The sequence below is a fragment of the Rhodococcus sp. 06-156-4 genome, assembly GCF_002259345.1.
Lineage (GTDB): Bacteria > Actinomycetota > Actinomycetes > Mycobacteriales > Mycobacteriaceae > Rhodococcoides > Rhodococcoides fascians_E.
In genome coordinates this window covers 73,639-86,806 of record NZ_NPGB01000038.1, presented here as the reverse complement: position 1 = coordinate 86,806, position 13,168 = coordinate 73,639, and the positions used below count along the sequence as shown (strand labels likewise).

At 60.4% G+C, this 13,168-nt stretch carries 2 protein-coding genes; both read left to right on the top strand.

Annotated elements, in window-relative coordinates:
- The first annotated feature begins 20 nt into the window (after positions 1-20).
- Complete coding sequence (locus CH290_RS28265) at positions 21-11,642, top strand: non-ribosomal peptide synthetase (RefSeq protein WP_094617247.1); 11,622 nt, start codon at positions 21-23, stop codon at positions 11,640-11,642.
- A complete protein-coding gene (locus tag CH290_RS28260; RefSeq protein ID WP_052069825.1) occupies positions 11,635-13,074 on the top strand; it encodes a methylmalonyl-CoA mutase family protein in 1,440 nt (479 codons plus the stop codon). The genes CH290_RS28265 and CH290_RS28260 overlap by 8 nt, the downstream gene beginning before the upstream one ends.
- Positions 13,075-13,168: the final 94 nt, after the last annotated feature.

Sequence of the window (13,168 nt, the reverse complement as noted above, 5' to 3'; positions counted from 1 at the left end):
GGCGCTGAAAGGGTTGAGCATTGATCCCGTTGTCTTTTGCGCAGCGTAGGCTGTGGTTTATCCACCAGTTGGAGGGATTGTCGTCAACTTACAATATTCCTCTGGTCTTACGCCTGACTGGTGAGCTCAGTGTTCATTCGCTGGGCAGGGCAATCGGCGATGTCGTGAGTCGACACGAAAGTTTGCGGACTGTTTTCCCCTCCCATGAGGGTGTGCCGGAGCAGCGTGTTCTTGGCTCGGCCGACGCAGACTTCGGCTGGGACGTAGTCGAAGCGTCAGGGTGGTCGACAGACGCGTTGAACGATGCAGTCGCACAGGCAGTGGGATACAAATTCGACCTCAGCTTTGAGATTCCGTTCCGAGCGCAGCTCTTCAGACTATCGGCCGATCAGCATGTATTGGTGCTCCTGATGCATCACATCGCGTCAGACGGCCAGTCCCTCACGCCCCTCGTACGCGACGTCGGGCTGGCGTACAGGGCCCATGTGGGCGTAGAGGTGCCTGCCTGGGTGCCGTTGCCATTGCGATATCGGGATTACACGCTCCGTCAGCGTGAGTCGCTCGGCGACGAGTCCGACCCCGACAGTGCGCTGAGCCGGCACCTCCTTTACTGGAAGAACACGCTAGCCGGATACGAGGGGCGGCTTGAGCTCCCAACCGACCGCCCTTATCCGGTCGTGGCCGACTATCGAGGCAATCGAATCCCCATCGAATGGCCCGTGTCGATGCAAGAGCAGGTGCGACAGTTGGCCCGGGAGCATCGTTCTACCGGCTTCATGGTGATTTCGACGGCGCTGGCGGTGCTGTTGTCCGAACTAAGCGGCACCTCCGATGTCGCTTTCGGTGTTCCAACTACGGGCCGACGTGACGCTGATCTTGCGGAGATGGTCGGTTTCTTCGCCAACACAGTAGTGCTCCGCGTTGATGTGTCTGCCAGTTCGACGTTCCGTCGCCTCTTGCAAAAAGTACGGGACGCGGTTTTGGACGCATTGGCCCACCAGGATGTCCCGTTCGACGCGCTGGTGGATCTCGTCAAACCTGCTCGGTCACAATCGCATCACCCACTGGTCCAGGTCATGCTCGGATGGCAGAACCAGATCTCCACGGAGTTGGACTTGCCGGGGGTGCTGGCAGAGGCGGTACCCACCATTTCTCGACAGGCCCGGATGGACTTGACCTTCAGTCTCCGGGAGCGGTACTCCGAGTTCGGCGAGCCGCAGGGAATCGACGGAGTGGTCGAGTACCGCTCTGATGTCTACGACGCTGCATCGGTCGAGACCATGATCGTCAGGCTTGGGCGAATCATCGCCGAGATGATCGCCGTGATCGACCAGCCAGTCATCTCGATCGACGTACTAGACAGAAACGAACACACTCATCTTGACCGCCTGGGCAATCGTTCTGCGCACTCTCAGACTGCCGCCAGTATATCCATAGCCGAACTGTTTGCAGCACAGGCGAATCGAGCGCCGGAAGCGCACGCCATGGTTTTCGAGGATCAGGTATGGACTTACAGGGAAGTTGACGAGGCCTCCACGCAACTGGCACATCTACTAGCCGTTCGTGGGGTACGCGGAGGAGAAGTTGTTGCTCTCATGCTCCCGCGTTCCAACAAGACAGTAATCGCGATCCTGGCAGTGTTGAAACTGGGCGCAACCTATGTACCCATTGACATCAAGCACCCCGATGAGCGGGTGGCGTTCATCTTGGGCGATGCCGCTCCAGCTGCCCTCGTGACCACTGCCGAACTGACTTGCCGGGTAGACTGTTTTGGTATCGAAGTTGTGGATGTCGACGACGACGCGATTGCCGTGCAGCCGGTTACGGCTCTGCCTGCGCCAGAGGCCGGCCAAGTCGCGTACATCATCTACACCTCCGGTACCACCGGTGTCCCCAAAGGGGTTGCCGTTACCCAGGCGAGCGTCACGCGATTGTTCAGCTCGACGGCTCCGGGGTTCGTGCCGTCCTCAAACCAGGTGTGGTCACTCTTCCACTCCTACGCGTTCGATGTGTCGGTATGGGAGATGTGGGGCGCGCTGCTACACGGTGGCCGACTGGTTGTCGTACCTGGAGAAATTGCCCAGTCCGCCAACGACTTTCATCAACTACTGCGAGACCAGAACGTATCCGTTCTGAGTCAGACACCGTCAGCATTTTATGCTCTGCAGGCAGTCGACATGCGCCGGCCGGGCGAGTCTCGGCTGAGCGGTCTAGAAGCGATTGTCTTCGCAGGCGAAGCTCTCGAACCGTCGAAGTTGCGACCTTGGCTAGATCAGCTGGATTCCTGGCCGCACCTGATCAACATGTACGGCACCACAGAGACCACCGTCCACGCATCGTTCCGGAGGATCGTTTCTTCTGACCTCGACAGCCATGTCAGTCCCGTGGGCGGTCCGCTTGCTGACCTTGCCTTCTTCGTATTGAATACCGGTCTCCGCCGCGTGCCGGTAGGAGTAGTCGGAGAGTTGTATGTGGCAGGTCATGGTGTCGGCCTGGGCTACTTGAAACGCATGGGGCTGACGGCGTCGCGGTTTGTTGCTTCTCCGCTCGGCCCGCCGGGCTCGCGGATGTACCGGACGGGTGACGTAGTGCGGTGGAACCGCGAGGGCGAGCTGGAGTATGTGGGCCGCTCGGACGACCAGGTGAAGATCCGTGGTTTTCGTGTTGAACCGGGTGAGGTCGAGGCTGCTCTTTCCCGTGTCGCGGGGGTGGAGCGCGCCGCGGTCGTGGTGAGGTCTTCGAGTTCGGGCAAGCAGCTGATCGGCTACGTCGTACCTGCGGAGACCGGTCCAAAAGTAAATGGTGCTGTGGTGCGTGGTGATGTGGCCGCGCACCTACCGGAGTACATGGTCCCCACAGTGGTGATGATCGTCGATGACCTACCGCTTACGGTCAACGGCAAGTTAGACAAGCAGGCATTGCCGAATCCAGAGTTCGCAGGCGGATCCTACCGAAATCCGTCGACCTTGGTTGAGGGAATTTTGGCTGAAATCTTTGCGCGTGTGCTGGACCTACCGCGGGTAGGGGTGGACGACTCGTTCTTCGACCTCGGCGGAAATTCGCTATCGGCGATGCGAGTGATCGCGGCCGTGCAGGAGTCGTTTGATTCATCGATCGGCGTGAAGGCGCTCTGGGAAGCCTCAACGGTATCGGGGTTCGCACGGTTGGTGGGTGGATCGCCGGGTGGCGGCGTGGCATGGGTCCCAGTAGCTCGTCCCAAGCGATTGCCGTTGTCGTTCGCTCAGCGTCGGCTGTGGTTCATCCACCAGATGGAAGGGCAGTCGGCGACGTACAACATACCGCTACTGATTCAGATTACCGGTTCTTTGGATGTCTGTGCGCTGCGCGCGGCGATCGCTGATGTTGTGGAGCGGCACGAGAGTCTGCGGACAGTGTTTCCAGCGGTGGCTGGTGTGCCGGAGCAGCGTGTCCTTGCAGCTGAGACTGACTTCGACTGGGACATCATTGACGCCACCACCTGGACGGAACTTCAAATATCCGACGCAGCGCGTGTTCGGGGTCAGCATGCTTTCGACCTAGCCGAAGACCTTCCTTTCCGCGCGGCGCTGTTTGTCGTGTCTGCCACTGACCATCGTCTGGTCGTGGTCATGCACCACATTGCAGTCGACGGGGGGTCACTTCCTCCGCTCCTGCGTGACCTATGGAGCGCCTACGGAGTCCGCGCTGCGGGCGAGTCGCCTTCCTGGTCGCCACTTCCCGTCCAGTACGCCGACTACACGCTTTGGCAACACGCTCTGCTGGGTGACGAAGCGGATTCGCAAAGCGTGCTCGCCGGGCAGTTGAAATTCTGGGAACACGCCCTGAAAGATCTACCCAGCAGGTTGGAGCTTCCCACGGACCGGTCGTACCCGGCGGAGACCGACACGAATGGGGGTCGAGTCGTCGTCGACCTGCCCGCGGATTTCCATGAATTGGCGCAGCGGATCGCGCGGGAACGCAATGCGACGACGTTCATGGTGATGTCGGCGGCGCTTTCGGTGCTGTTGGCGCGTTTGAGCGGGAGCGCGGATGTGGCGTTCGGGGTGCCGACGGCGGGGCGGGGGCGAACCGAGTTTGACGGCATGGTCGGGTTTTTCGTCAACACGCTGGTGTTGCGTACGCGGGTTTCAGCCGAGATGAACTTCGGTGATTTGTTGGAGGAGGTACGGGAGCGGAGCCTGGACGCGTTCGCGAACCAAGATGTGCCGTTCGATGCGCTTGTCGAGCGCCTCAATCCGGTCCGTACGCAGGCTCACCATCCGTTGATCCAAATCCTGTTCGCCTGGCAGAACGACCCGGTCCCCGACATCTCGGTGCCGGGTCTCGACGTGGAGACGGCGTCAGTCGACATCGGAGCCGCTCGAATGGACCTGGCATTCAGCCTGCGCGAGCGGTTCACTGCGGACGGTCAGCCCGATGGGATCAGCGGAATCGTCGAGTACCGCACCGACATCTTCAACGCCGAGACCGTAAAGCGCATGGCGGCTCGGTGGCAGCAGCTATTGATTGCGATGGCGGCGGGCCCGGATCGTCCTTTGGCTTCGTTCGACATCCTGGGTGAGGATGAGCTGACGCAGCTGGACGTACTGGGTAACAGGTCGGCTGTGACGGAGTCCGTTGCTGGCGTGTCGATTCCGGAGTTGTTCGCCGAGCAGGTGAGGGTGCGGCCGGACGTCATAGCGGTGGTGTTCGAGGGTCGGTCGTGGACGTATCAGGAGTTGGACGACACATCGACGCAGTTGGCTCATTTGTTGGCTGGGCGTGGGGTGGGAGTAGAGGACGTTGTTGCACTGTTGCTGCCACGTTCGGAACACACTGTGATAGCCATACTTTCGGTGCTGAAGCTGGGTTCTGCTTACTTGCCGATCGACATCAACACCCCTGACGAGCGCCTGGCATTCGTTCTACAAGACGCTGCGCCGGCCGCGATTTTGACCACGGTGAGCCTCGCTGGTCGCGTCAGTAAGTCCGGGGTCCCACTGATAGATGTCGAGGATCCCAAGGTCGCTGAACAGCCGACGACGACGTTGCCGGTGCCGAATGCTGACCTCCTCGCGTACATCATCTACACCTCAGGAACGACAGGCACACCCAAAGGCGTCTCGGTCACCCACCGCGGCGTCAATGACCTCATCGCTACCCACATCGCGCGCCTCGCCAATGTCGAGGACCCGACCACCGGCACTCTGGAACCCCACCACCACGTATGGACGCTGTTCCATTCATACGCATTCGACTTCGCGGTCTGGGAGATGTGCGGCGCGCTTCTGCACGGGGGACGGCTGGTCGTGGTTCCCGAAGAGGTTGCCTACTCTCCTTCCGATTTCCATAACCTGCTCGTAAACGAAGAAGTAACGGTGCTGACCCAGACACCGTCGGCGTTGGCACGGCTGTCTCCCGAGGGGCTACCGTCGATCGCGCTACTTCTACTCGGGGGAGAGACGTGCCCAGCCCAGCTAATCGAGCGATGGGTGACGCCTGAGCGAGCCGTGATCAATGCTTATGGCCCGACCGAGTGCACCGTCTACGTTTCGATGACCGAACCGCTAGTCCCTACAGGGGCAGTGCCGATCGGTGCCGCTGGCTCCGGCACTGCGTTGTTTGTGTTGGATTCCGGTTTGCGGCGGGTTCCGATCGGTGTGGTTGGTGAGTTGTATGTCGCGGGGCGGGGTGTGGCACGCGGTTATGTGCGACGGCCGGGCTTGACGGCATCGCGATTCGTCGCGTGTCCGCTCGGCCCTTTGGGTTCGCGGATGTATCGCACCGGCGATCTGGTTCGTTGGAATCACGACGGCGAGCTGGAGTATGTGGGTCGCTCTGACGATCAGGTGAAGATTCGTGGTTACCGCATCGAAATCGGTGAGATCGAATCGGTGCTCCGGACGGCCCCCGGAGTAGGACAGGCTGCGGTCGTCGTCCATGAGGACCACCCAGGGTACAAACGGCTGATCGGCTACGTCGTTCCCCACACAGACTGGGCGGGCGAGTTGGATGGCAACCAATTGCGCCGCTTGACCGACGCGTGGCTGCCCGAATATATGTCGCTTGCGGCGGTCGTGGTCCTCGATGCATTGCCCATGACGAGTAACGGCAAGCTTGACAAAAAGAGGCTTCCGGTACCTCAACTAGGACAATCGAACCAATACCGAGCACCGACTACTCCACTCGAGGAGAGCCTGGTTGACATCTACGCGCGCGTACTGAATGTGGAGAAAGTTGGAGTCGACGATTCGTTCTTCGATCTAGGCGGCGACAGCATCTCGTCCATTCAGGTGGTGTCCCGGGCCCGGCAAGTCGGTTTGTACTGCAAGCCCCGCGACATCCTGGTGGAGCGAACCGTGGCACGACTTGCCCACGCTCTCCAGCTCTCGGTCCCGGAGCAGTCTCTCCTTCGGCCGGCTGAGGCTGGGCCCGTCACGGCAACGCCGATCATGCGGTGGCTGGCATCTCTCACGGCACCGACAGACGAGTTCAACCAAACCATGTTGTTCCAGGGGCCGCAGCAGGCGAAGTACAGCGACGTGGTGTTGTTACTACAGGCATTGGTCGATCGGCACGCCATGCTCCGGTTGCAGGTGGACAACGCCCCGACTGAGGACGCGGACAACTGCATCGTCCTACCAACAGGCTCGATCAGCGCAGCCGACTGTGTAACCCCCGTCGTGGACTTCTCCGATACCACGTTTGCCAATGCCTTGAGCCGTCTTGACCCGCGTCGAGGAGCCATGGTGCATGGGCTGTGGGCTGAGCGCACCCGCCAGCTGTTGCTCATCGTCCACCACCTCGCGGTCGACGCGGTCTCCTGGGGAATCATCCAAAGGGATCTCGCAACGGGTTGGCGCTGCCTCACCGAGCGGCGAGAAATTACCCTGGATGCCAGCGGCACCTCGTTCCGTGAGTGGTCAACGATGTTGGCGCAGTACGCTGCCGAGCGGAAAGTCACTGACCAGCTTCCGCATTGGCAGCGCATTGAAGCCGTTGCCACCCTGCTGCCCAGCCCGCACCCGACTCCTGGTATCTGGCGCGATGTGGAGCATCTGTCGGTCAGCATCGACACGGAGCTAACCGAAGTGCTGGTAACCGACGTGACTGCGGCTCTGCACATCAACGTTCAGGATCTGCTGCTCATCGCACTCGGTTCTGCCCTCGCTGAACAGCACCAGCACTTCGACGTCCCTTTCCGCATCGACGTGGAGAGCCACGGACGTCGCGATGAAATCGGCAGTGGGATCGATTTGACCAACACCGTCGGATGGTTCACCGCAAAGCACCCGGTCGCTTTGAACGTCGTACCCATGGACCGTGACACTGTTCTGACCGGGGGCTCGGACATGGGTATCTGGATAAAGGACGCCAAGGAACAGCTGCGTGCCCACCCCGACGGAATCACCTACGGTCTTCTCAAGTATCTAGGCACCAACAATCTGTCTGGCGTAGATCCCGCCATCGGCTTCAACTACCTCGGCCGGCGCAGCGTGAGCCAGCTCGACGCACCCCTCGAAGATTGGCGGATCCTCGGACCGACTGAATCGCCTGATGCTCGACGCTTTGGTTCCCGCTCGATGCTGTTGCCGCACACAGTCGGCATCAATGCAGCCGTGCTAGCCGAAGGTTCGCAGTCAGAACTACACGTGTCCTGGAGTTGGACGAGCACACAGGTGGATCGCTCCTATATCACCGAGCTGTACGCGCGCTGGTATGACGTTCTAGCTGGAATTGCGGCGTACGTGCAGAACGGCGGCGGAGGACTGACTCCCTCCGACGTCCTGCCGGCGGTGGTCAATCAGCGGCAGATCGATCAACTCGCACAAATCGTGGAACCAGCAGACCTTCTCCCGCTGACTCCGCTTCAAACCGGGCTGCTTTTCCATCGCCGTTCCGGCAGTAATGAACCCGTAGAGCTGTACACCGTGCAACTGGGTATCGAGATTGCTGGCGTACTCGACGTGCCGCGCTTGCGCGAGGCCGCTCATACAGTCGTCGGACGCCACCCCAACCTAATGGCTCGGTTCGTCTCCGAGGGTTTCCCCGAGCCGGTGCAGATCATTCCGACACGCCCAGACATACCGTGGACGGTAGTTAACGGCTACGAGTGCGATCAGAGGCTGCTGGATGCAGAGCTCGCCGCCTGCGGCAACCTCGTAGATGAGGCACCGCTACGGATTCTCCTTCATCAGACTGGGACGAATAAGCACACGCTGGTGCTATCCGTCCATCACATCGTGGTGGACGGTTGGTCAATCCAGATTCTGCTCAAAGAGATGTTCGCCGTCTACGAACGGGAGACTCTGGCACCCGCGCCCACCTTCCGAAATTACGTCGAGTGGCTATCCGCCCAGGACTGGAGCGCGGCGCGGCGGCATTGGCAGAAGCTGCTGGCGGGACTTCAAACGCCGACCTTGTTAGATCCAGGAGATCGCTTCACTGATGCGCGATCGCTGTTGCGAGTCGACCTCCCTATCGACGTCACGCGTTCTGTTGAGCAGTTGGCTCGCTCGCAAAACACGACCATGAACATCGTGCTACAGGCCGCCTGGGGCCGTCTGCTGGGCGCATTGACTGGCAGCGGAGACGTCGTCTTCGGCACTACCGTATCGGGGCGGCCAGCAGAACTGTTCGGCAGCGAGTCGGCGGTGGGCATGTTCATCAACACCGTCCCGGTAAGAGCATCCCTGACCGCGACGACGACCACGGCTGAACTGATCGGCATGCTGCGGGACGACTACCACGATGGGCTAGACCACCAGTTCGTGGCCCTGGCCGATATCCAGCGCGCCGCGGGACATCAACAACTGTTCGACACCCTCTTCGTCTACGAGAACTACCCACTGAGGATGTCCGGCGGGCAGCTCGAGACAAACGGACTGAGCGTACGCATAGCCTCAAGTCGCGAGTTCACTCACTATCCAATCGCCTTACAGATCTGGCCCGGTCCACAGCTGAGGGTGCGGCTGGAATACCGCATGGCGGTCCTCGACGAGCGGTTGGCCAAGCAAATCCTGGTATGGCTCCAGACACTATTGATTGCGATGGCGGCGGGCCCGGATCGTCCTTTGGCTTCGTTCGACATCCTGGGTGAGGATGAGCTGACGCAGCTGGACGTACTGGGTAACAGGTCGGCTGTGACGGAGTCCGTTGCTGGCGTGTCGATTCCGGAGTTGTTCGCCGAGCAGGTGAGGGTGCGGCCGGACGTCATAGCGGTGGTGTTCGAGGGTCGGTCGTGGACGTATCAGGAGTTGGACGACACATCGACGCAGTTGGCTCATTTGTTGGCTGGGCGTGGGGTGGGAGTAGAGGACGTTGTTGCACTGTTGCTGCCACGTTCGGAACACACTGTGATAGCCATACTTTCGGTGCTGAAGCTGGGTTCTGCTTACTTGCCGATCGACATCAACACCCCTGACGAGCGCCTGGCATTCGTTCTACAAGACGCCAAACCAGCAGCAATAGTGACAACGGTAGCGCAATTGCACCGGGTCGATGAGAGCAAAGTGGCAGTCGTGACCCTCGGGGGCAGGGTCACCGTCGAACCTCCCACTGTCACCTTTCCATTCCCCCATCCAGAACTGACGGCCTATGTCATCTACACCTCAGGAACGACAGGCACACCCAAAGGCGTCTCGGTCACCCACCAGAACGTGACGCAACTGTTCACCAGACCCGCACGGACGTCCGAATTGTCGCCAGGACAGGTGTGGTCGATGTTCCATTCGTACTCGTTCGATGTGTCGGTGTGGGAGATGTGGGGCGCTCTGCTGCACGGTGGCCGCTTAGTCATAGCCTCTGAGGACACGGCCAACTCTGCCACCGACTTTCATGACCTACTTGTGAACGAAAGTGTTTCGGTTCTGACCCAGACCCCGTCCGCCCTCGGCCGGCTGTCACCGCAGCGGCTGAGCGCATTGAGGACCATTTTTGTGGGGGGTGAGGCGTGCTCGCCCGAACTTGTCGATCGGTGGGCTTCAGGCCGAGAAATGATCAACTCCTACGGTCCTACCGAAAGCACCGTTTACGCCTCTATGAGTGCGCCCATGAAGCCTGGTCATGGAGCTCCTATCGGTACGCCGGTGCCGGGTGATGCGTTGTTTGTGTTGGATTCCGGTTTGCGGCGGGTTCCGATCGGTGTGGTTGGTGAGTTGTATGTCGCGGGGCGGGGTGTGGCACGCGGTTATGTGCGACGGCCGGGCTTGACGGCATCGCGATTCGTCGCGTGTCCGCTCGGCCCTTTGGGTTCGCGGATGTATCGCACCGGCGATCTGGTTCGTTGGAATCACGACGGCGAGCTGGAGTATGTGGGTCGCTCTGACGATCAGGTGAAGATTCGTGGTTACCGCATCGAAATCGGTGAAGTGGAAGCAACACTCGCTGCCTTGACCGGAGTGGAGCGTGCGGCAGTGGTGGCCCGTGATACCGATACCGGCAAGCAGTTGATTGGCTACGTCGTACCTACCGAGGTGTCTGCGGGAATCGATGGTGGGGCGCTGCGCGAACGAGTTGCCGCGCGATTGCCTGCGTACATGGTTCCGGCCGTGGTGATGGTCATCGACGAGTTGCCGTTAACTGTCAACGGCAAGCTGGACAAATGGGCGTTGCCCGAGCCGCAATTCGCCAGCGGCGTTCACAGAGCGCCGTCATCTCCGGTTGAAGAAATTATCTCCGGCATTTTCACGAAGGTTCTCGACCTGCCGCGAGTCAGCGTGGACGACTCCTTCTTCGACCTGGGCGGCAACTCGCTCTCTGCGATGCGTGTCGTAGCCGCCGTGCAGGAAACCTTCGACTGTGAAATCAGCGTCCGTGCACTCATGGAAGCCCCCACCGTAGCGGGCCTGAGCAAACAACTCTTCAACTGGTCCAGTTCCGACGAGATACCTCAGGTCGTGAAGTTGTGCCGAGGGCCAGGGCGTCCACTTTTCTGCATACACCCTGGTGGGGGCGTCAGCTGGGCGTACCGCGCCTTGGGAAGCATCGTGCAGCGCCCAATATTCGCTATTCAGCAAACCGTCGACGGCGAACGTCCGCGTACGGTCCGCGAAATGGCCGGCGAGTATGCCGACCTCGTCCAGTCAGTCCAGCCCGATGGGCCCTACGACCTGCTGGGATGGTCCTTCGGTGGTGTCGTCGCCCACCAGATGGCTACCGTGCTGGAACGGAGAGGGGCGCACGTACGTCGGCTAATACTGTTGGACGCAGCTCTAGTAGAACCCGGTACGACACGCTCGCCAGACGCGGATTTCAATGAGACCGACGTCCTGCGGCATTTCGTGTCCAAGAACGTCGACCTGCCCGATCTGAAAGAATTGACCTCTTACGAGCAGGCCACGGAATGGCTGGAAACTCATTCGTCACTCGGCGCAGCTATTCCGCCAGCTTGGATGATCAGCCACGTCGTTCGCAATCTCCGATTCAATTCTGACCTCTGGCACGGCCACACACCGGACCTATTCGGGGGCGGCGCTGTGGTGTTCCAGGGAAGCGATCACGAACGCGATCCAGGTTATTCAAGAGACTGGACACGTTTTATCGCTCGTCCAGTCACGGAGATCGCAGTGGAGTGCGAACACAACGACATGTTGAGTCCCGATGCGTTGGACGCCTACGGCGACCGGCTGCGTGCAGAACTGGAAGGCGACGATTATGAGTAAACCAGGCGAGTTTCCTTATGAGGCAGGTATTCATCCCAAGGGCTATGTGTCTAGGCCATGGACGATCAGGCAATTGGCTGGGCTTGGCGACGGCGTAGACACCAATAGGCGGTTCCATTATCTCCTCGACCAAGGCGAGACAGGTCTTTCGTTGGCTTTCGACCTGCCCACCCAGCTCGGACTCGACCCGGACGATCCAACGGCTGCCGGTGAGGTCGGTCGCGCCGGGGTCTCGGTGTCCACCGTCGACGACTTGGCCGCAGTGTTCGACGGAATACCGCTGGATCAGGTGTCAGTCTCTTTCACCATCAATGCGACCGCACCGATGATCTTGGCCCTATGGATCGTGGTTGCCGAAGAATCAGGCGTCAACCCTGCGCTATTACGTGGCACTTTGCAGAACGAAATGCTGAAAGAGCACGCGGCTCGCAAGGCGTTCGTGTTCGACTTGGACGACAGCTTCCGCTTCTCGTTAGACGTTATCGAGTACTGCATACGCAACTTGCCCAAGGTCAATCCGGTATCGATCTCGGGTGGACACGCCCGTGAAGCCGGTGCGAGCCGAGCAATGGAAGTGGCGCTCGGCATCGCTGATGCGGAGACGTACTTGCAAGGGATGCTGGAGCGGGGGTTTACCGTCGACGAGGTCGCACCCCGGCTCAGCTTCATCTTTGGGACCCATATGGAGGTTCTTGCCGAGGCGGCCAAGTTCCGTGTCCTACGCAGGATGTATGCCCGCCGCATGGTGGACCTCTTCGGCGCTGCTGACGCGAAGTCGAGCCGCATGCGTGTTCAGGTCAATACTTTCGGCTCCGCTCTCGCCGCCTCCGAACCGCTCAACAACATCGCGCGTACGACCATTCAGGCCGTAGCGGCCGTCCTCGGCGGGGTGCAGTCTCTGCATGTGTGCGGCTTCGACGAGGCCGAACAAACGCCTGGGCAGCTATCGGCACGCATTGCGCTGAGGATTCAGCAGATCATCTTGAAGGAAACCGATCTAGCCAGATACGTCGACCCCCTCGGCGGGTCCGAGGCAATAGCTCGCATCGCCGATGAAATCGAAGCAGAGGCTACGGGGTGGCTAGATGACATCGCTGCCCATGGTGGCTTGTTGGACTGTCTGCGCAGTGGCTGGCTGGAATCGCGCATTGACGACATGGCCTACGCCACCCGCGGCCCCGTCGTCGGCGTCGTCGAAGCCGAGAGTTCCGAAGAAGAGGAGTGGCTCACTGAAAGGCAACTGCGTTCGGGTGTCGTACCGGGCCGCCGCCGTCCCTTCGAGCGCGGGGTTTGTAGCGCAGAACTACGTGCTGTGACCGATGACGTGGCCGCGGGCCGCAATGTCATGAATTCGATGATCGCAGCAGCACGGGCTCGGGCCAGCATCGGCCAAATGCAACGGGCGGTGGCAGAAGGGCTCGAATCGAAATGACCGCATCTAACCGGAGCAGCAGCAGTCCGGGTCAATCCCGTACCCAAACACACTCAAGGGTGCAGCCAACTGACCACTCGGATGGGGAGCAGAG

Bases quoted from the DNA above. Each gene is read 5' to 3' on its own strand.
- CH290_RS28260 (WP_052069825.1), top strand. From the start codon at position 11,635: ATGAGTAAACCAGGCGAGTTTCCTTATGAGGCAGGTATTCATCCCAAG.